The sequence below is a fragment of the uncultured Gimesia sp. genome, assembly GCF_963972345.1.
Classification (GTDB): Bacteria; Planctomycetota; Planctomycetia; order Planctomycetales; family Planctomycetaceae; genus Gimesia.
This window is the reverse complement of the sequence record NZ_CAXAVM010000017.1, coordinates 34607-56032: the sequence shown is the minus strand read 5'-3', so window position 1 is coordinate 56032 and position 21426 is coordinate 34607. Positions and strand designations below refer to the sequence as shown.

At 47.6% G+C, this 21426-nt stretch carries 21 protein-coding genes; 5 read left to right on the top strand and 16 right to left on the bottom strand.

Translation table 11 applies throughout. From position 1 onward, the window contains the following. Positions 1-17: 17 nt before the first annotated feature. The 3 genes from AACZ40_RS04850 to AACZ40_RS04840 form a co-directional block, all read right to left on the bottom strand. Positions 18-218 carry a hypothetical protein gene (locus AACZ40_RS04850; protein ID WP_291167384.1) on the bottom strand — a complete coding sequence of 67 codons (201 nt, stop codon included), beginning with the start codon at positions 216-218 and terminating at the stop codon, positions 18-20. 148 nt (positions 219-366) lie between these two features. Next, on the bottom strand, positions 367-597 hold the full coding sequence (locus AACZ40_RS04845; protein WP_291167383.1) for a hypothetical protein: 231 nt from the start codon (positions 595-597) through the stop codon (positions 367-369). Between the two features lie 14 nt (positions 598-611). Next, positions 612-896 (bottom strand): hypothetical protein, encoded by a 285-nt coding sequence (locus tag AACZ40_RS04840; protein WP_291167381.1) that lies wholly within the window; start codon positions 894-896, stop codon positions 612-614. 103 nt (positions 897-999) lie between these two features. On the opposite strand from AACZ40_RS04840, the gene AACZ40_RS04835 reads away from it, so the two are divergent. Continuing rightward, positions 1000-1635: a sulfatase-like hydrolase/transferase gene (locus AACZ40_RS04835; RefSeq protein WP_339673466.1), complete on the top strand. Its 636-nt coding sequence runs from the start codon at positions 1000-1002 to the stop codon at positions 1633-1635. Between the two features lie 59 nt (positions 1636-1694). Here AACZ40_RS04835 and AACZ40_RS04830 read toward each other — a convergent pair whose 3' ends face one another. From AACZ40_RS04830 to AACZ40_RS04810, 5 genes are all read right to left on the bottom strand, one after another. Continuing rightward, a complete protein-coding gene (locus AACZ40_RS04830) occupies positions 1695-2231 on the bottom strand; it encodes an alpha/beta hydrolase (RefSeq protein WP_291167375.1) in 537 nt (178 codons plus the stop codon). 3 nt (positions 2232-2234) lie between these two features. Further along, complete coding sequence (locus AACZ40_RS04825; RefSeq protein WP_291167372.1) at positions 2235-3800, bottom strand: arylsulfatase; 1566 nt, start codon at positions 3798-3800, stop codon at positions 2235-2237. Positions 3801-4179: 379 nt separating this feature from the next. Beyond that, positions 4180-4593 (bottom strand): class I SAM-dependent methyltransferase, encoded by a 414-nt coding sequence (locus tag AACZ40_RS04820; RefSeq protein ID WP_291167370.1) that lies wholly within the window; start codon positions 4591-4593, stop codon positions 4180-4182. Positions 4594-4638: 45 nt separating this feature from the next. Next, positions 4639-5241: a class I SAM-dependent methyltransferase gene (locus tag AACZ40_RS04815; RefSeq protein ID WP_291167367.1), complete on the bottom strand. Its 603-nt coding sequence runs from the start codon at positions 5239-5241 to the stop codon at positions 4639-4641. After that, the gene (locus AACZ40_RS04810) at positions 5238-6527 is read right to left on the bottom strand and encodes a glycosyltransferase family 2 protein (protein ID WP_291167364.1); all 1290 of its coding nucleotides are present in this window, start codon (positions 6525-6527) and stop codon (positions 5238-5240) included. Before AACZ40_RS04810 ends, AACZ40_RS04815 begins: the two co-directional genes overlap by 4 nt. Before the next feature lie 93 nt (positions 6528-6620). On the opposite strand from AACZ40_RS04810, the gene AACZ40_RS04805 reads away from it, so the two are divergent. Continuing rightward, the gene (locus AACZ40_RS04805; RefSeq protein ID WP_291167361.1) at positions 6621-8471 is read left to right on the top strand and encodes a hypothetical protein; all 1851 of its coding nucleotides are present in this window, start codon (positions 6621-6623) and stop codon (positions 8469-8471) included. A gap of 30 nt (positions 8472-8501) precedes the next feature. Here AACZ40_RS04805 and AACZ40_RS04800 read toward each other — a convergent pair whose 3' ends face one another. From AACZ40_RS04800 to AACZ40_RS04775, 6 genes are all read right to left on the bottom strand, one after another. After that, on the bottom strand, positions 8502-9152 hold the full coding sequence (locus tag AACZ40_RS04800; protein WP_339673462.1) for a DUF3124 domain-containing protein: 651 nt from the start codon (positions 9150-9152) through the stop codon (positions 8502-8504). Positions 9153-9245: 93 nt separating this feature from the next. After that, the gene (locus tag AACZ40_RS04795) at positions 9246-9839 is read right to left on the bottom strand and encodes an HD domain-containing protein (protein WP_291167357.1); all 594 of its coding nucleotides are present in this window, start codon (positions 9837-9839) and stop codon (positions 9246-9248) included. 15 nt (positions 9840-9854) lie between these two features. Next, entirely contained in the window at positions 9855-11948 is a 2094-nt protein-coding gene (locus tag AACZ40_RS04790; protein ID WP_291167354.1) for an ABC transporter ATP-binding protein, read from the bottom strand. 57 nt (positions 11949-12005) lie between these two features. Further along, positions 12006-12932, bottom strand: a complete 927-nt coding sequence (locus AACZ40_RS04785; protein WP_291167351.1) for an ABC transporter permease subunit — start codon at positions 12930-12932, stop codon at positions 12006-12008. A gap of 326 nt (positions 12933-13258) precedes the next feature. After that, positions 13259-13567, bottom strand: a complete 309-nt coding sequence (locus AACZ40_RS04780) for an acylphosphatase (RefSeq protein WP_291167349.1) — start codon at positions 13565-13567, stop codon at positions 13259-13261. Positions 13568-13688: 121 nt separating this feature from the next. After that, positions 13689-13892 carry a carbon storage regulator gene (locus AACZ40_RS04775; protein ID WP_291167346.1) on the bottom strand — a complete coding sequence of 68 codons (204 nt, stop codon included), beginning with the start codon at positions 13890-13892 and terminating at the stop codon, positions 13689-13691. Positions 13893-14498: 606 nt separating this feature from the next. Between AACZ40_RS04775 and AACZ40_RS04770 the strand changes: the two genes are divergently transcribed. Then, entirely contained in the window at positions 14499-15560 is a 1062-nt protein-coding gene (locus AACZ40_RS04770; protein WP_291167344.1) for a Gfo/Idh/MocA family oxidoreductase, read from the top strand. Positions 15561-15814: 254 nt separating this feature from the next. Next, entirely contained in the window at positions 15815-16654 is an 840-nt protein-coding gene (locus AACZ40_RS04765; RefSeq protein WP_291167342.1) for an MBL fold metallo-hydrolase, read from the top strand. A gap of 253 nt (positions 16655-16907) precedes the next feature. Here AACZ40_RS04765 and AACZ40_RS04760 read toward each other — a convergent pair whose 3' ends face one another. Continuing rightward, entirely contained in the window at positions 16908-18290 is a 1383-nt protein-coding gene (locus tag AACZ40_RS04760) for a Gfo/Idh/MocA family oxidoreductase (RefSeq protein WP_291167339.1), read from the bottom strand. Between the two features lie 321 nt (positions 18291-18611). Between AACZ40_RS04760 and dinB the strand changes: the two genes are divergently transcribed. Continuing rightward, a complete protein-coding gene (dinB, locus tag AACZ40_RS04755) occupies positions 18612-19802 on the top strand; it encodes a DNA polymerase IV (protein ID WP_291167336.1) in 1191 nt (396 codons plus the stop codon). Between the two features lie 13 nt (positions 19803-19815). On the opposite strand, the gene AACZ40_RS04750 is transcribed toward dinB, so the two are convergent. After that, positions 19816-21372: an arylsulfatase gene (locus tag AACZ40_RS04750; RefSeq protein WP_291167334.1), complete on the bottom strand. Its 1557-nt coding sequence runs from the start codon at positions 21370-21372 to the stop codon at positions 19816-19818. Between the last annotated feature and the right edge of the window lie 54 nt (positions 21373-21426).

The following is a 21426-nucleotide window of genomic DNA, read 5'->3' as shown; positions in this document are numbered from 1 at the left end:
ACAACTGGCCGCATAATTCACTTTTCGGGAGTCCGCCAGTCTTGGGCTATCGCAGCTTTTAAAATTGGTTGTTGTTGCTGCTTAACCTTATTGTACTCGTGAATCCATTTACCATACGCAATGGCTTGTTGTTTATTTTCCGCATTTTTGAAGACTGTATTAGGATCGTCTTTACAATGTTGAGCTAGGATCTGTAAGTATTGTTGATCTGATGGCATATGGTATTTATGCTCACAAATTAGTTTAATCTATAGTTGCTGCTAATTTCTCACGCCGATCACACAAATTAGCAGTTGTTATAGTTGCTGCTAATTTCTCGCAGCCATCAACAAAAAAGCCCCTCATTAAGAGGGGCTTAAAGTTGCTTTAAGATTCTATCAGATCTTTTAGAAATGGGCTTGGGTCCATTTTGATTTTCCACTTGTCTTTTTTATCTCGATAGACCGTACAATATGCAACCTCTTTATTATTGCCCGAATAAACTGCAAAATGAATGTGATGATTAACAACATCATCCGCCCACATGGTATCAACATTAAATCCATGATATTTAAGTTTGCGTTTGATCTGAGCCATTTTCTTTTTTAATTCGTTCATTTGTTCTCCAAGGATTATTTCATTTTGACAAAATCGCAATTATCAATGTTAATATCAGACTTATTCTTAATCATCTTTTCAAGTTCAAGGACTCGTTTTAATTTTGTTGGATCATCTTTCCATCCATACTCACTCGTGATCGATATTATCTCATGGACAAGAGCTGATGGAGGATCAGCAGTCTGATCCATAGTTAGAGGGTCTCCTAATACATCAGTATTTACCTCATGTTTAAACATCATCAATCCAACCAAACAAACCACAATCAGTAACACCACAATAAGTATCTCTTTCATCATTTTTCCCCTTTTCAGGCTGCTTTTTTGCGGAAATTGATGATAAATGAGACTTGTGGTTTATCAATAAGCTGTACATAGCCCGTTGCAGGGAAAAAAGGAAGATATGCAGCGATTCACACAGATCGAAGATATCCACCGGCGGATCTTTGCAGCGATGCTTTCTTCAATGGATCAAAGCGTTGGTAAAATTCTCAAGCAGGTTAAGCTGTCAGGATTGAATAAAAAAACACTGATAATTTTTCTGAGTGACAATGGAGGCCCCACCCGCGAACTGACTTCCAGTAACCTTCCGTTGCGCGGCGAGAAGGGGAGCATGTATGAAGGTGGTTTGCGTGTCCCGTTTCTGATGCGCTGGACTGGTACACTCGCACCAAAACAGACTGTCAATGTACCTGTCAGTAGCCTGGATCTGTTTCCGACTGCGGCGGCACTTGCTGGAGCGGCGCTCCCTCAAAATCTCGATGGCCGCAATTTATTTCCCTTCCTGTTGAAACAGGAAACAGAGTTATCAAACTCGGAATTCTTCTGGCGACAGGGACGCAGAGCTGCACTCCGCAGCGGTGCATGGAAGATCGTCCAGATGCGGGGAACACTCGAGAAACCAGTCTGGGAGCTTTACAACCTCGCCAGTGATCAGAGCGAAACAATTGATCTCGCGACGGAAAATACTAAGAAGCGAATCGAATTACAAACACGCTGGAACGAACTGAATTCCCAGATGATGCCAGCTCTTTTCTAAGAGTCTTCATGAATTCGGTCAAAAGGATATACCTGAAGCCTTCCCGCGACAATCGGGTTTCAGTTCAAACTCTGATACCAGCTTAAAAACAGCTCAGGCCATTTCGCTGGAGGAAATCCTCTTTTCACACGTTGAGGGATCAGATTTCCCACGCCGTGTGCGCCTACATCAAAGAGGGCCAGCTTAACCGGCACACTCAGTTTGAGAAGATCTGCCTCGATTTCTTTCGGCATTTCGATCGGCGCTCCGCCCTTGATTCCATCATTTGTCGCATGCACCAGAAATACAGGAGGACTGTCTTTTCGAAATGTAAATGGTGATGTCTTCTGTCTCCAATGCCAGGTCGCCAGACCAATCGCAAAGTCGGGACGACTGCTTTCACCTTCAACCGGGTCAGTTGCCTGTGGATCTCCGCTGTCAAAATTGGCAGCCAGATTCATTGCCAGATTTCCTCCCGCGGAATAACCGGCGATCCCGATTTGATACGAATCCAGCCCCCATTCGTTTGTATGATGCCTCACCAGACGAACGGCACGTTTGGCATCCAGCAGAGCCATGCAGAGTTCTATATAGAATCGGATCGAAAAAGCTTTCACATCTCAGTTTTTCCTGTCTGCAGACTGAGCTTCAGGACGACTTTGATCCTGCTGTATGATTTCTGTCAGGCGACGCTTCAGGCGCTCGACCACTTCCGGATGCTCTGCTGAAACGTCGTTCTTCTCTGCGGGATCCTCTTCCAGATTGAAAAGTTGAAATCGGGGAACAACCGTATTTTCCAGTTGTTGTTCCACCACCACATTTCGCGCAGTCTGTTTGTCATAGCGATGCAGTTTCCAATTTCCGGCTCGTAACGCATAGGTTCCGTTATTACCGTTATTCTGCTGCACGAGTTCTGCGCGCCCCCTGGAGTTCACTTCTCCCAACAGAGCCCCCAGAAGATTGAAACTGTCCCGACAACTCCCTGGTGACAGTTTCTGCTCCGTCAAAGAAGCCAGACTCGCGGGTAAGTCAATCGTACAAACCAGTTCCTGACTCACGCCCGGTTTGATGCGGCCTTTCCAGCGAGTAATGAATGGCGTCCGGGTTCCCCCTTCATAGACGCTGTACTTTCCTCCCGAATAAGGTCCTGCGGCTCTATGGGTTCCGATCTTTTTGATCGCTCCGTCTTTGTATCCGTCATCGAGAACCGGACCATTGTCGGAACAGAATACTACCAGCGTATTTTCAGCCAGTTTCAAGCGATCTAATGTTTTCATCAATTCCCCCACACACCAGTCAAGCTGAATGATCGAATCGCCACGGAAGCCCAGGCTGGTCTTTCCCTGAAACCGTTCATGAGGCATCCGTGGAACGTGAATGTCATGTGAGGCAAAAAACAGGAAGAAAGGTTGGTTTTGATGTTGCTCAATAAACTCGACTGATTTCTCGACCCACTTGTCAGCCAGATCTTCGTCGCGAAAGCGGGCAGCATGACCGCCAGTATAAAAACCGATGCGGCTGATGCCATTATGAATAGTCGAGTTATGCCCGTGCGACCAGTCCATTTTAAGCGTCTCTCGATGGGTCAGACCGGTAGGGTGATTGGAACTCGGTTTTTTATTCCCGACCCATAGGTGATCAGCAGGATCAAGATTGAGTACGCGATGATCTTTGACATAGACCTGAGGTACCCGATCATTGGTCGTCGGCAGCAGAAAGCAGGTATCGAAACCGATTTCCAGAGGTCCCGGTTTCAGTTGTCCATTCCAGTTCGGCCCGGCTTCCCCCCCGAGTCCCAGATGCCATTTCCCGATCACCGCGGTAGCATAACCGTCTCGGCTCAGAATAGAGGCAACCGTTTCTGTTCCCGGTTGAATGATCGCAGGGGCATTGGGAGGCGCGATGCCGGTCCGTCCCCCTCGAAAAGCGTAAGTACCGGTCAAAAAGGAATAACGAGTGGGAGTACAGGTCGAAGCAGAACAATAGCCGCTGGTAAATCGCAAACCTGCTGCTGCCAGTTGGTCAATGTGCGGAGTCTTCAGTTCTGTGGCACCGTAACAGGAAACATCACCATACCCCAGATCATCCGCCATGATCACGATGATGTTGGGCTGTTCCGCAGTCGCCTCGCTGTGAAACAAGCATATCAATACAGTCACTAACAGGAGCAAAGTAAACTGCTGCATGATTATTTTCTCAGACACGTCTTTTCGAAAGTTGCGTTTTCATGATCTATATCGAACACCCGGTATATCAAGAGAGATCGGGGACGTAAAGCTGTCAGACTCACTGCTTACGTCCTACATACATGAGCTTGCCATACCCGATCAGTTGCTGCTCTGGCTGGAAATCACGTTTTAATAATGTCAGTATTACTTCGGGCTGATATAACCATTGCTCATAAGTTGATCGTTCCTGTTCTATCATAACACTAAGTGCATCCAACTTCGGCCAGATCTTCCTGATAAAATGATTCTTGCAGAGGAAATGGACGGCTTGAAGGAATGGTGTTATCCACGGCTCGACAATCTCAATACGTCCATTCTGCCGCAACACTCGATGCATCTATTGTAAAGTTTGCTCAAGATCAGTGGGCAGCAGAACAGGTAAATGATGCAATCCACCTTGCACAATCAGGACATCACGGCTGTTATCAAACTTCAGATCACGACAATCACCTACGTATAATTTTGCCGCTCCTTGATACTGCTCAAGCAAATGGGGAGAAAGATCGACTCCAGAAATGGATTTAAATCCCATTTTTTCCAGTGCTATCAGACCTGTTCCCTGTCCGCAGAACAGTTCTACTACATCCAGGTCTTTATCCCACGCAGAGAGGCCTAATTGTGTTAAACGCTTCTGAAACTTTTTCAATTCCTGCAGAGGCGTCTCAAATCGTCGGTAGGCAGCCTCCCAGATCTTGTCACAACATTCGCTTCCGTCATGCCAGTATATAATTTTAGATGGTACAGAATTCAAATGAATTTCCTGAGGCTGCTGTGTGTTGCTTCGTCTGATAAAAAACTAACTGAGTTTAATCCTGGCTACAAAATGGAGGGAGCGACCAAAAAGATAATCCGCTGGTTTGGGATAAATTTGTAATTTTCCGTTCCAGTCAGATGGTTTGAGATCCAGTTCAGCAAACAAACTGTCCCACTCCTGACTGGAGAGATAATTATAAGGCAATGCTACGCCATAGCTAGCATTACCAACCCAGTCCATAAAACGTAGTGTTGATCTGGCCAAAAAACCATCTCTTGTATGATCCTTAATAATGATTGCCTGCCGGGCCACTCGTCTGGCCTCTCTAAGAATCACAGCAGGATCGCTTGTATGGTGGAGAACATCGATGAGTAGAACCGTATCGACACTCTTATCCTGAAATGGAATGGTTTTACCATCGAAAGAGATTACCGGGATCTTGATATTTTCTCTGATCAGAACATCAAGCCCTTTTACTTCAACTCCCTGCGCCTTTGACTGAAGTAGACTTCCCAGTAAACCATCACCACACCCGACATCCAGAACCAGCCCTTCCTTCGGCAGTAAAGGAAGAATGTGATTTAAAAGTGATTCAACCCGTCTGCTGTGAACCGTATTCGAATGTATTTGCTGAAGGATTTTCATTTGATTACCGGCTGCGTGGTCTTAAAGGTCGGAGTAGTATCAGGACCAGACACATTTCGAGGCAGAACCGATTCTTTTCGACAGTGTTCAAGATAGTTTTTCTCGACAGATCTCTGCTCCACGCTCCAGATTTCCACAACTTTCATTAGTACGAAAAAGATCGATATCTGTAATACAGTAAATAATGTGAAAGCACCTGCAATTAATCGGGACCAGTGTAATGTAATTTTACCGGATAAAATAAATTCCACGATTCCCGGCCACAGAAAGCCGACTCCCAGCAGAGTCAGAAGCCCCGTAATCACAACCAGGGGTGTTCCTGTAAAGAGACTGGCTACGACAGAGGACCAGAAGCCGACTGAATCTTCGCGTCTTGAGCTCATTCGAGCCATTCGATTTGACAGCGCCGAAGCCAACAGCAGGGTGATTCCAAAGGATCCTGCAAACTGACAGACAACAAATCGATAGATCATCCACTCCTCCAGCCGATGATTCTGAAAGTAAAACTCGGTGGGGTAAGCTGCCAGAATCAGAATAACCAGCATGCAAATACTGAAACCTGTCAGAAATATTTTCTCAGGTCGGTAACAGAGGACCCCTTCCCCAATGGCTTTAAGAAATCGAAACCCATCCCATAGTGCGTTCAGCTTACTTTCACCAATCCGTTCTTCATACTTCATGGGAATTTCAATAATTCGCAGATGGTTCATCAATGCCCGGGCACTCATGGCGGGAGTAAAATGCAGCCCGTCCGGCAGAGGATACAGATACTTAAGTGAATCGCGGCGTACAACTCGCATTCCGCTGGCAGTATCGGTCACATTTCGACCACAGAGCAACCCCATTAAAAACGCAAAACCACGATTCCCGGCTCTGCGAATTGCCGGCATTTGTGAGTCTGCCCCCAGACGGGAACCGAGAGTAACATCCGCATTTTCAGTAATCGCTGTCTGGCAGAGTGCAGCAAAAAAACGCGGGTCGCAAGTGCCATCTGCATCCAGAAAACCGACATAATCGCCACGACCGCGTCTCCAACCTTCTTTAATCGCCGCCCCATAACCTCGGTTTTGTTCAAAGATGATGACAGAGATCTCTTCAAAACTTTGTGCGATTTCAGCAGTCCGGTCTGTCGACCCATCGCTTACAACAATGATTTCCACACCATCCAGACCCGACTGATGCGAAATTTCTTCGCGGGCTTCGAGACAACGCGCAATTGTCCCGCCGATGGCATCCTCTTCATTTAAAGCTGGTATGACAATCGTAAGCCAATTAGTTTCAGACACTTAAAGCTATCTCCGAATATAATTTGCAGACGTGAGTCACTGATTGAAGAGACCCGAAACATGAGAATATACTTGATTCCTGTTTGGTAACCTATGCATAATAAGGAAACCTGGGTAGCCTGGTCAACAAAATTCGACCTGCCGCTCAGGTGCCAATTAAGCTTTATCATTCACATCCATCACTCCCCGGAAAGCCTGAATGGCAATTTAACTCCCCCCCTGAAATTAATTCTGCATTCAATTCACTCTGGGCTGCTTTCAATGATTTTTGCTCTACTTCTGAAAAACGGTCTCATTCTTGCCGGATTGATTCTGATAGTCAAATTATTGCCATGTCGATGGATTCATACCCAGTTATTGAATCGGTTTCGCAGAACCATTCAGTTTTTCAGCCGACCCCGAGTATCGATCATTACTGTATTTATTCTTTCATTTACACTGGCGGCTACATTATCGACATATAAAAAACCAGTCCCCCGTATTCACGATGAATTCAGCTATCTGTTAGCAGCTGATACATTCGCACAGGGCAGGTTGACCAACCCGACTCACCCCTTCTGGAAACATTTTCAATCCTTCCACATTATTCAGAAACCGACCTATGCCTCCAAATACCCACCAGGTCAGGGTCTGTTTCTGGCCGTGGGTCAGGTGATGACAGGAAACCCGCTCGTGGGAGTCTGGCTCAGTGTCAGCCTGGCTAATGCCGCGACCTGCTGGATGTTGCAGGCCTGGGTCCCGCCAAAATGGGCACTTGCGGGTGGGTTGATGTCGACATTCCACCCCTTACTGATTCTTTGGGGACAAAACTACTTTGGGGGGGGAGTCGCCATTCTGGGAGCGGCTCTCTTATTTGGAGCATTGCGTAGATTGATGATTTCTCCCGAAATTCACACCACATTTATCTTGGGAGCCGGGTTGTTCATACTGGCTATCAGTCGGCCATTTGAAGGTTTTATAACTGCTGTCTTTTCAATGATGATCTTTATCGTGTGGCTAGCCACACAACGAAAGTATGCAATACGAACTATTTTTCAAGTGGTTATTCTCCCTCTGAGTGTTATATCAACTTTTATCGTAGGATCCCTTGCTTATTATAACTGGAGCGTTACAGAAAACTTCTTTCGATTTCCTTACCAGGTCCATGAAGAAACTTACTCTCAAACACCTCTGTTCATCTGGGGCACTCCCCGTGAGGTAAAAAATGACTTACCTCATTTTGAAAGATTTCACTCTGGATGGTCTTTCGATGAATATCAGAAACATCAGGATTCTGGAGGATACTTGCTTTCTGTGTCTGGAAAAAGTCAGAAGTTTATTGTTCAGATGCTATTTTTTCCATTAAGCGCCCTGCTATTAACTTTACCCTGGGTACTTAAAAACCCTTGGATACAGATCGCCCTCTCAATTCTATTAGTGGTGCTTTTGATTCACTTACTCTGCATGACCTTTTTTCAAGTTTATTACCTTGCGCCTGTAATACCTCTTGTCTTTTATGTCCTGATCCAAGGGGCACGACATTGGAACGCTGCAAACTGGAATAATCATAACCAGGGACGCGTGTTTTTATTCGTACTGGGTATTTTCTATTTTGCTTTACTAAAGACCCAGATATTTCACTATTTATCAGATCCAAACTTACCCTCTCGGTATAAATTAGGCTCCAGTCGTATAAAACTGATTCAACAGCTCGAACAGAATCCTCAAAAAGACCTGATCTTTGTGAATTACTCCTCTGATCATGATTTGTATTTTGACTGGGTCTATAACCGCGCAGATATCGATAACGCAGAAGTGGTCTGGGCTCTGCCCTTGAGCGATGCAGAAAACCAGAAACTGATCGATTACTTCCCTGAGCGTAGAGTCTGGCAGCTTTCAGTGACGCCCAAAGACCTGAAGTTAACTCCCCTCCCAAACCTTGACTCTGCAAACGCAATCCATTGAATCAAAATAGCAGAAGGACCTGAGAATAAATCAACGTTCGTCTGGTGAAATTTCGATTGCTGTTCTGCTGAAAGCAATTGCACGGGGTCCGGAAGTACCAATCATCACCGTTTCTACCAGTGGTTGATTCACACCTTCACCCGCAGTCCAGGTTACCAGAAAATTAGCACCGGAACCTCCACTGCTGTCTTTCTCTTCCACCAGAAATTCGATCGTCTGAAATGGAGTGAGCCTGATGGGCTGGTCCAGGTATGATTTTACCAGTTTGCCATCCGTATCGAAATAATCGATGGTAGTGATGAACACAGATTGATGACGGTTAATGTTTCGAATACTTAAAGTGGATTCCAGCAGAAACGGAGATCCGCCGTGATAATAGATGTGGGAATAGCAGGGAACATACAGAGATCGGCTGCGAGTCAGTTTTTCCAGGTCAGTTTTCTCGGCCTGATAATTCTTCAGATCTGGTGGCTGATAACTGCGGGGGGGAACATACTCGAGCTGGTTCTGGACCTGCGTAAATCGATTGTCCAGATAAACAGCGGCCCCGATAAAAACCAGAGTCAGAGCCCCCAGCAACAGAAAGAGAACAAACCACTTCTCCCACAACCACAGAAACCAGTCAGGATATTCCTGTTTGCCTTGCATGGCGTACTCGCTTTCTATTAATACAGCTGTCACAGCCCGATCATTGAGGTCATCAGAGGGAAGCGCAGTTAACACCTCTGTATTAAACTAAAGCAACAGCAACCCCGATAGTTCCAGCAAGCCGACTCATTCAGAAGGCAGGTATTTTTTCAATTCTTCAAGCCGGGAGTTGCAGTTCTCGACCAGTGATTTTAATTCTGAATCTGACTGGCCGGCAGCTTCGATCATCGAACGATAATACTGAATGATTTCATCGGGGCTGGCTCCAAAATGCCCCCAGAACTTCTGCCTGTCTTCGGTCTGCAGATCAAACAGCATTGCTTCCAGATTATGCAGCTTATCCGCCAGTTCGATCGCGCGTGCCCCCAGGGTCGCCTGCTGCATCACTTCAATGTGAGTCCGTTTTCGATCCGGCCAGCTCCGTTTCGCTCCTTCTTCCGTCTCTTTTTCTTCTGTCATTTCCTCCACATAACGTACTACGTCTGCAGAAAAATGTTCTTGCAGGTCTTCGATGGACAATTCCGTATCTTCTACCACGTCATGTAGTACTGCTGCTGCCAGAATCGATTCATCATCAAACCCGGCTTTCATCAGGATCAGGCAGACACTCATGGGATGCGCAATATAAGGAATGCCGGAAGATTTGCGATTTTGAGACTTATGTGCCACCGCAGCCAGCCGAATCGCATGTTCGACCACAGGTGAATGAAGCGTATCCATATCGGTATCTTTGGCTCAACGTTCGTTCGAAGTTTCCTGAATATGCCTGAACTGATTGAAACGCGTGTACTCCCAGTGGCGATACAAGGCTGATTTTTTCAACAGATTCGATTGACTGTCGACCGCTTCCACCTTGCCTTCATGGATTAATACAACCTGATTGACACGCCGCAGGGTCGTAATTCGCGAGGGGATCACCAGAACCGTACGATTCTGAAAGATTCGTGAATAGGCATCCTCGAGCAGAGTTTTGGTATCTTCATCCAGCACACCTTCCGGCTCTTCAATAATAAGCAGGGCCGGCTTGCGTAATAACGCCCGTGCCAGCCCCAGCCGAAAACTTTCGCCCACAGTCAATTCTTCACCATGCTGCCCCAGTGCGGTCTCATACCCCTGGGACAGATTCTGAATGAACTGATGCGCGTGTGCTTCTTTAGAAGCCGCAATCACCTCCTGCAGAGAATACCTTTCATCACCACATTGGATATTCTCTTTGACGGTCCCCGTCAGGCAGGGATCATTACCGCTCACGTAGATCGCTTCAGCGCGCAATGATTCCAGTGTCACCCAGGCTGTATCTTCACCATCCATCAGAACCCGCCCCGACTGAGGTTCAATAAAGCGGGGTATCAGATAACTCACTGCACGTGGAGCCAGTTTCTCCAGGGAGACCAGCGCCGTGCTGGTCCCTGCAGGTATTTTCAGATCAAAACCTTTGAGTAACGGGGGGCTGTTGGAATTTAATTGAAAGCTGACATTTTCAAACTGGAGTGCCTGCGACAGGGGTTCCAGAAATTTGGCTCCTACAGCCTGACCTACAGTGGGTATTTGATTGAGGTAACGATAGATTGAACTGGCCGCGATGTTCGCTTCATCCCGAGTCTGAATCAGTTGATACAAACCATTTACCGGCAGATAGAAAAAGGCAAAGACACCCGTCATCAAAACAGCAGCAGAAAGAGGCAGACTGTCCGGACTCACGAGCACCTTATAACCCACCAGAAACAGTACCATGCACGAACAGAACACTGCCAGTCCTCGCGCCACACGATGCCCCCAGCCCTCTACACGTTTGAGGGTTGAGATATTATCCGTATACTTTTTCAGGTGTTTTTGAAACTGGTCGTGTTCTGCTGTTTCCATTCCGAAACCACGTACCAGGCGGGTACTCCGCAGATTTTCTGCCAGGAGCGATAACTCTGATTCAATCGCAACCAGTGTTTTTGCCTGCTGCTGTTCGTAGTTCTTACGATGCTGTAATAAAAAGTACCAGGCAGCAGCCAAAGGAATCATACATTGCAGAGTCAGCCTCCAGTCAATCGATACCGTAAACAGCAGCAGAATCAGCAGAGTAACCGGATGGCGCGACAGACCATAAACCCATTGAAACACTCCCTGCTGGACCGCACCCACATCCCGGATAAACAGTTGAAAAGCCTGTTCGGTCTCCTTACCCGACAGGTCACCCGGCCCCAGTCGCAGGGCCTGCCGATGAATCATATTTCGCAGAGTCATGGAAACCTGATGCGAGATTTTCAGACTCTTCTGTCGAGATCTCCAGCGGATCAAAACCCGAATACTGGCGACCACCAGAGCAAAACAGATCAACGTAAACAATGCCGACTGATTTTCCTGCAACAGAGGAACACTCTGATACAATCGTGGCAATAAACCAAGCTGATATTTTGAATTTGTCCACCAGATCGATGGCAAAATCCCTGAGTCACTGAGACTCACCATCTGTAACCGGGGCATTTCTGCTGAAGGCGGTGCTTTCGATTCGGGCTCTTCATCAGCCACGGGAGGCTTTGCATCAGCCTGCCCCTTTTCCGCCAGGGGATCTGATTCTTCCGATTCGTTGTCTTCAGGCAGACTCGGAGGTACGGGTGCAGTCCTCAGTTCCTGCAGCAACTGAACGTTCTGCTCGCCATGGAGTGTGATTCGCCCCCGGTGATCAAGTAGATCTATGATCAGAAACAGATCGACCAGCAACAAAATAAGCAGCAGGCCATTGAAGAGCGACCAGAACAGAACAGATCTGGCAGACCCACGAAAGAATTCCCGAGCGGGGAAAGCACGATGAAATGCGTTGGGCTGACGATTTGACACAGGACCCACCGAATCTGTTTTAATTTATTAAGTGTGAAGAAGCCCGCCCCCTGCTACTCAGGCAAGGTCACGGTCTTCAAAAAGAATAAAGGCAACCAGAATCGCAATTCCGGAGTAGAGCAGACAGCTTAATGCCGAATGACCAATATAGACTGGCGGTACTACCGTTCCTGTTGCCACCGCTGGTGACATATTAAAGTTATCCAGATTTGGCAGAATTGTGGCGATCAGCTGCCCTGTAAATTTCACAAACTCCAGTCCCTCTGACTTGGCCTGAACAAGATTGGGCGTCAGGTGGCCAATGATGTAGATTCCAAAACAGATAATCATATTCACCATCATCGGCAGACGGGTAGAAATAGCGACGCTGATGGCGGCCAGGATTGCAACTTCCATATAAATCAACAGAATTCCAGGCAGAATCAGCCAGACAGCAGCCATCTTCTCTGCATGGGTCGGTGCGTCCCGCGAAGCTTCACGGGCATCGTAACCCACCTTGAAGTAAACCAGCAGCAGGAAAGTGATCACCATTGGCAACATCAGCCAGACGACCGCTTTGAGAATCCCCAGATATTTACCGATGATAAACTGCCGACGATTGATCGGTTTTGAAAGCAGGGTCATTGCCGTCTTGCCTTCAATTTCATCTGCCACACTGGTACTGGCAGACCAGACGGCCAGCAGGAGGCTGCAAATCAAAATTGTTGCCAGACCACAGTCCATTAACATCTTGACATCATCGCCCATGGAGAAGAATGGCAGGAATGTATTCAGCAACAGCAACAGCAGGCCCATCGCCATCAGTAACAGGAAGACCGGCTGACGAATCGCTTCTTTTGTGGTCGCCCTGGCAATGACACCTGCCTGGGTAAATGAAACCACACCAAACAACAGTACAAAATAGAGCAGAACTCCTGCTCCGGTTAACCACCATTGAACCGTCAGGTCAGCTGTTTCTGCTGAAAAAACCAGGAGGCTTTCCATCGTTCATTCACCAATCAGTTAAGAATGTATTGAGGCCACAAAAAAGAACTTGTCCATACCTGAAGCCAGGCACAGATTCTCCCCGCTGTTTACGATTAAATTGACCCGGATGTTGGTTTTATTTTTAAACTTGGGTAATCACAGGGATTTTGTCCTGCTATTACTGCCACCAGTCCATCGGACACCGATTACTTTACCGAGAAGGGGTGGGGAAAGTAAAGAATACAGGGTTAATCGTGCCCTGATTTCCCCAATCTGGAAGGTACGTTCGCTATAATTTGCCAAACTGGCGCTATTCCAACTCGAAAATGCGTAATCAGAAGGCTTTATCGCTGGATCTGAAACTGCTGAAAATGAATTTCACAATCGATTTCCTCAACTGATACATCTGTCACATTCGCTGCGAACGTAAGCATCATATCATCAAAAAACTGCTCTAGAACAGTTTTATCCTCCGCCTGAACCACCACTTCCACCGTGCCATCTGACAGATTTTTCACATACCCATATATCGGATACTGCTGCACAAGCCGCGTGGTGCGGTAGCGAAACCCCACTCCCTGCACGCGCCCCTGGTAAATGGCGCGTAATGTGACGCGGGCCGGTGAATCGACTTGCTCTGATTCAGCAAACATGCCAACTGCTTTAATAAGCGAAATGGAAGTAATTAATGAACGCGATGGTTCAGATCTGCAACGAGTGTGCGATCAAGTGAGACGGACCGCCTCTGGGTATGACAACGGACAGGCGGCAGAACTAAGGTGAAGAAGGTTCTTCCGTGAACTGGCCTGCTTCTGGCAGATCCGAAAATTCAATACACAGTTCTTCGCGCACAATACTCATGCTGCGTGGAGCATCAATGCCTAATCTGACGGAATTCGGACCGATTCGAACGATCGTCAAGGTTACGTCATCGCCAATTCGAATTCGTTCACCGGGTTTTCGTGATAATACAAGCATTTCTTTTCGAATCCTTCGTTGTCTGGCCCCTCATACTTCCCTGTTACCTTACGAATAAGGTTGAAGCAACTTGCAGGATGAGGGTAGTTAAAGAGTACTCATCTGGACAATTTGCTGAAAACAGCCTTTAACCTCAGCAAACTGCCATCACTACGATGTCGACATCAGTATGATAACACTTTTCATTTTCTGATGTCTAGCCCAGACTGAAAAATTACGAGACAAGCCCTGCAACAGCAAAAAACCGCCGCCAAACCACTCACCCAGCCCAGATTAATGCCTATTTATTACGCAATCGCGAATCTGCACAAAAAACCGGCACTGCGTATTGGAAACTGCATGCATTTAGCTGCATTCACCTGCCATCCAGTATAATGGACAGTCAGCCTCATTAGGGATTTGGAGATACTAATTCGGACTCACATTCTCCCTTGATTCCAATCATTTATTCTTATCGATCGGAATTCTTCTTTCAGCGATCTGACAGTTAGAACAAGATGCTGAAAAACCAATTGTGAAAAGCTTGACGATTGCGGCAACGGTCGTCAGTCTTTAGCAACAGGATTAACTAACTCAGATTTTCGACCACATGACCAGGGGAACATCATGGTTCGTATTGGAATTATTGGCATCGGTTTTATGGGAATGGCTCACTTCGAAGGAGCCAGAAAACTCAAAGGAGCGAAGGTCACGGCGATCTCAACTCGCGATTCCAAGAAACTGGCTGGCGACTGGAGCAGCATTGAAGGAAATTTTGGTCCCCGAGGAACTCAGGTCGACCTTTCGAAAGTAAAACAATACAGCGACTATCACGAGCTGCTGGATGACCCCGATATCGACCTGGTAGATATCTGCCTGCCCACCCAAATGCATGAACAGGTCGCACTGGATTCGATCCGGGCCGGGAAACACACCCTTGTCGAAAAACCGATTGCCATCGACCTGAAAGCGGCCAATAAAATGGTGAAAGCTGCGGAGAAAGCCGGCGTCCAGTTCATGGTTGCCCAGGTCCTGCCCTTTTTCCCCGAATTTCAATATGCCGTGGAATGCGTCAGAAGTAATCAATTCGGAAAACTGCTGGCAGCCCATTTCCGCCGGGTGATGGCTCCTCCGAAGTGGTCGGAGAACATCGAAGACTTCCAGAAACTTGGTGGCTGGGGAATCGATCTGCACATCCATGATAACCACTTGATCAGTTTAATGTGCGGTGTGCCGAAAAAAGTCACTTCAAGAGGAATTGAAAGCAAAGGTTTTATCAACCACGTCCACACGGTTTATGATTACGAGGATCCGAATCTGGCGGTCAGTTGTGTCAGTGGGGGAATTGCGACCAGAGGCCTGGAATTTGCGCACGGATATGAACTCTATTTTGAAGATGCAACCATTCTGTTTGGTGCCGGCACGATGGGAGTTGGCAAAAACAAAGAGTGGATCGTCAGTCAACCCCTGACACTGATTACTAAAAACGGTCAACTCAAACATCCGAAACTCAAGGGAGGCGATGCCTGGTGTGCGGCGTTCACCCTGGAGTTACAGGCTGCCGTCGATGCGCTCCAAAGCGGCGAGGAACCAGAGGCATTATCAGGTTCCCTGGCAAGAGACGCGCTGAAAATTTGTTATGCTGAGGCAAAAAGTATCCAGACAGGCCGATCCATTCCAGTCAAATAAGTGTCATCACTGCCTGTCAGATCAAGATAACCGAGAACTCACCGCCGAATCTCGAACGCTTCACGAATTCCGGCGGTGTATTTATTGGTATACGGTATGATTTGAGTTAATCTGACAGTCTTCCGCCAGTTGAAAATCATGTTTGCCTGTTTAATACCAGTCTTATCAATTCTCTGAACAACAACCGAACAACCACATCAAGGTCGATCGAGTATTCAGACCAATAAAAAATCGGTGAATTCACCAGTACGACTATGTTAGAAAATCTTCCTCTGCAATCTGTGAAATACAAAGGCCTCACCATTGAGGGCTACTCACGGGCAGCCGTTCAAAGTTACTGGAGAATTCCGGAGCTCAAACTGGGATTTGACCTCGGAGGAAGTCCCTGGTCTTTTATGGGGACTGGTATTTTTTTCATCAGCCATGCCCACCTCGACCACATGGCGGCTCTCCCTGCATTTGTTGCACGTCGACGGATGATGAAAATGAGCCCTCCACTGATCTACCTGCCTGAAGAAGTGGTTGACCCTGTCTGGAACATGCTGAAAAGCTGGCAAAAGCTGGACCGGGGCCGAATGGAATGCGAACTGATTGGTTTAAAGGATGGGGAAGAAGTGCAGCTTTCGAGGGAACATGCTGTCACTGCATTTCAGACCAAACACACCGTGCCTTCACTGGGTTTCCAGGTCTGGGACTGCCGGAAAAAGTTGAAACAGGAATTTCAAGGAAAAGCGGAAACCGAAATTCGTGATGCGCGCATCTCTGGTATCGAGGTCAGTGAAGAAATTCGCGTGCCCCTGGTCTGTTACACGGGTGACACAGCCCCTGCCGGACTGGATCAGTTTGAAACGGCTTATGAATCGAGAGTCCTGATTACAGAAATGACTTTCTACCGTCCCGAACACCGTCGGGAAAAAATTCATAAGTTCGGACACATGCATCTGGATGATATCGTCGAACGTGCAGAACGATTCCAGAACGAATTGATCATCCTCGCTCACTTCAGCACGCGCTATCACGACAACCAGGTTATGAATGCGGTTAAAAAACGGTTGCCTGAAGATCTGCAATCCCGCCTTCACCTCTGGATGTAAATGCAGATCTGGCATTCTTCTTTAGTCGCCCCTGCCTGATGCTGTGACGCTCGATACAGAATTCAAGTTTGAATTGAGAGATTTCTGATTGCAGATCTAATCGGGCTCTGCAGACGCTGCAGCAAAACGGGACACAGATGAAATTTCCCTGCAGAGTACTCCTTCGCGACAGCAACTCAGAAATGAAGATGGCCTGAAGGGCAACGAATCACCCTCCAGGCCGACTCCTGGTCTGCTGTGTTTCAACAGTAAACTATGCGTTGATTTCGTAACCTTTTCGTTGCTCTCTGCTTTGCCACTGATTGGCTTCGTCATCGCCGATGATCTGCTCGGTCTGGGGATCCCATTCCAGCGAGCGATTCAAACGAATGGCAATATTGGCCAGATGACAGGTTGTAATGGCACGATGATGAGTCATTACATCAGAAATCGGCTGCTCCCGCGCCTCAACGCACTCGAAGAAGTTGCGCATATGATCGCCAGGTTGACGACCTTTGTAGAGCTTCTTAATGGTGTCACTGGAGAGCGGATTATCTTTCAGGTCTTCAACCGGTTTTCCTGTCAGGTCCCCACGACTGACAAACATCCGTCCTTTCGTTCCGGTAAACAGAATTCCGTTTCGTCCGTCACTTTTGATCGTCATTTTGACATCGTTAGGGAAATTGCACTGAACTTCGAACCGGGATGCGACATTGTACGCATCGTCTTTGGTCGGCATTCCATTTTTCAAGGGAATGGGATGCTCGACTGAGATAGGAATAACCTGCGTGGGACCGGAATGATCCATTCCAATTCCCCACTGCGCGATATCGACGTGGTGAGCACCCCAGTCGGTCATTTTGCCTCCCGAGTATTCGTACCACCAGCGGAATTCGTAATGACCGCGTGTTTTGGGACTCCCCTTCTCTCCTTCTCCGGCTTTCCAGCGATAGTCGGTCAAGGGGGCCTGACCAAGCCATTTTTCCCAGTTCAAAGTCTTGGGAACTTCGGCAACAGGAATGGTACCGCTGGGATCAACACCGCCGATCACACATTCCACTTCGGTGATATCTCCAAGACGACCTTCTTTGATCACTCCCAGAGCATTCAGAAACCGTTGTCCCATTTCACTGCGCTGCTGTGTTCCCACCTGAAAGACGCGGCCCGTTTCTTTCAAAGCTTTGATAATCTGCTTCCCCTCATCGATGGTCAGTGTCAAAGGTTTTTCGCAGTAAACGTCTTTGCCCGCTTTCATCGCTTCAATCGCGATCTTGGTATGCCAGTGGTCGGTCGTGACGATTGTCACAATATCAATATCAGGGTTTTCCAGAATCTTCCGGTAGTCTTCGAATACAGCAACTTCTTTATTGTTACCTTTCTTGCCCTGGGTCTCTTTTACCTTATCGTGAGCCTTATTGGCGTGAGCGGCATCCACATCACAAACCGCAACAACATCGCCATACTTCATCGCATTCGGCCCCACTGCATTCCAGCGACTGCCGGTTCCAATACAACCGACCAGGGGACGATCATTGGCTGCCTTAAATTTGTAGGCACTGGCCGGATCAATCTGGAACCAGAAGGGAACGCTGCCACCCGCAACGGCAGCCGCGGAAGTTTTCAAAAAGTCGCGACGATTCTGATTTTGATTACTCACTGAAGTCTCCTTATCGACTAAGAATTGAAACAACAATCCACATCAGCGAATTGCGTTCAGGCAGGAACAGGACTGATAATCAATTATTATAAAGCACTGGGAAAGTGCTTTGCAAAGATCAAGCCGCGTTTATATCTGATTCGACTTTATTCTTTTCTATACGTCTTCCAGGAATTCCATGCTAAAATGAAACTTGGAAAATCAAGTTGACTTAAACTGTAAGTCAACCGTAAACAAGACTGAGCATGGTAAAGCAGAATCGGACAGGAGGCGATCTGTTTTTAAGTGATCTTAAGTAATGGAACAAAACCGGTCCTCAACATGCGAACAATACTTCACGTCGATATGGACGCGTTTTACGCGTCCATTGAGGAACGGGACCACCCGAAGCTGCGAGGGCAGCCCATCATCGTTGGAGGGCGCGCTGATCACCGGGGCGTGGTCTCGGCAGCCAATTATCCGGCCCGCAAATTCGGAGTGCATAGTGCCATGCCAATGAAAACAGCCAGGCAACTGTGCCCCCAGGCACATTTTTTCCCGGTTCGAATGAGCGCGTATGCTGAGATCTCCCATTCAATACAGAAAATTTTTCGTAAATATACTCCCCTGGTGGAACCACTGTCGCTGGATGAAGCATTTCTGGATGTAAGTGGCAGCCAGTTGCTCTTTGGAAACGGAAGAGAAATTGCAACCGCGATCAAACAGGAAATCAACCAGAGTTTACAGCTCATTGCCTCGGTCGGTGTCGCTCCCAATAAGTTTCTCGCCAAAATTGCCAGCGATGCGGAGAAACCCGACGGGCTGGTTGTTGTCGAACCGGATAAAATCCAGGAGTTTCTCGATCCGCTGCCTGTTTCCCGGGTCTGGGGGATTGGAAAAGTGGCCACACAGCGTTTTGATCGCCTGGGTATCAAAACCATCGCGCAATTGAGAGTCATGGAACAAAAAGTTTTGTCCGAACTGTTCGGCGAACAGGGATCTCACTTATGGCACCTCGCCCAGGGACTGGATGATCGGGCAGTCGTTCCGGAAAGACAGGCCAAATCCATTTCGCACGAAACGACATTTTCCAGTGACATCAATGACCTGGAAATATTGAAAACCGTCTTGATCGGTCTGGTGGAAGATGTAGCACGGCGGTTACGCAAAAATAAACTGCGGGGCAAAACCATTCAGTTGAAAATCCGTTACGATGACTTCTCGACATTCACAAGGTCCATCACCGTATCTCAACCGACAGACCTTACCAGGGATATTGAACAGTCCGCCTTACAATTGCTGGATCAGAAGTTACCAGATCGTCCCCTGTCGATCAGGTTGATTGGCATAGGAGTGACGGGCTTTCAAAGCGGTGCGTTACAACAGAAATCGCTGTTTGATGAAGAGGAATTACAGAAATTCTCTCGCCTGGACCAGGTCAGAGATCAGATCGCCAGTCGTTTTGGAAGCGATTCCATTACCCGAGGCAATCGAATTTCCAGCGAAGACTCTCAAGAAGAAACGTCGTCTTAACAACGCAATATCATCAGTCTTTCAATACTGGTGCCCAGCGTTGTTTCTGGGTGATATCGAACCGAACCTGTGTATCATTAGCGGCTTTCTGTCCTGATCGACTGCTGCCCCGCTCTATTAATTGCTTAAAATCAGTGGTCATCCGACTCACAATTTCGGGATGCTTCTCTGCCAGATCCTGTTCCTCACCAATATCGGACTCCAGATTGTATAGTTCAACGATCGTCGGCTTACCCCGCGACAGTTCCAGGTTGCGACCGCTCAATTTAAAGACCAGCTTCCAGGGACCATCACGATAAGCAAATTCTCCATGATTGGAATGGCTTACCAGAGTTTGGCGCGATTCCGGATTCGCTTCCCCCAGTAGAGCAGCGAGAAAACTGATACTGTCTTCAGCTCCCTTCTGAGGAAGATCTGTTCCCAGAATCTCGGCGCAGGTCGCCATTATGTCGGTCAGGCAAACCATCTGCTGACTACTGCTGCCCGCCTGAATATGGTTTGGCCAGCGTACCACCAGAGGAACACGATGTCCTCCTTCCCAGATATCCCCCTTATGTCCGCGATAGGGACCGCTCGGTTGATGACCGGATTCCACCAGATCATTCCAGCCGGTGTAATGGGAATGGCCGTTATCTGCTGTGAATATGACAACCGTATTTTCTTTAATGCCAGCCCGATCTATTGCCTGGACGATCTGCCCTGCGGACCAGTCCGTTTCCATGACGAAGTCGGCAATGGGAGCGATCCCACTTTTGCCTTGGAATTTTTTTGAAGGAACCACTGGTTCATGTGGAGATGTCATGGAAAAATAGAGAAAGAAAGGTGATTTTTTCTGAGATTGCTGATCGATATAGCTTACCGCCCGCCTGGTAATTTCCGGTAAAATGTTCTGCATACGCCAGTCAGGCGCAGTCGGGGCCCCAATAAATCCCCGCGGCAGTACGATCCCTTCACTGTGATCCAGTTGATATTCGGCCGTCGGTTGTACGAACACGCGGTCATTTTCAATAAAGGTAAACGGAGGCAGGTTGGGAAGATCAACTCCAAAATAATAATCGAATCCCCGATCAACGGGTCCTCCCTTGATCGGTTTTGTAAAATCCCATTCGTATTTCCATTGACTGTTTTTCTGCTCCCGCATCTGACTTGTCTGCGGCCCCGGCCAGTTCCAGCCCAGATGCCACTTCCCGATACATGCTGTCTGGTATCCCCTCGGCTTAAGCAGCGCCGGCAGGGTTGGTCGATCATCAAAAATAAGAGGAGGTTCATAAGCTGCGATCACCCATTCCTGCAATCGGGTTCGCCAGCTATACCGACCGGTCAATAGCCCGTAACGGGTCGGTGAACAGACTGCCGACCCGCTATGCGCGTCTGTAAAACTCATTCCCTCTTTAACCAGTTGATCCAGACAGGGGGTCCGAATTTTATTGTCGGGATAGTGAGCCTGAATATCACCCACACCGAAATCATCAGCCAGTATCACCACAATATTTGGCTGAGGCTGCTGCGCGGCGAACAGAAATCCGGGGGTGAAAATCAACAGGCAGAAAAAGACTGATCTCAAGGTCATGGAATCTCCCGTTTTGGAATGAAAGAATTATTCATTAAAATCCTAAACAGATTC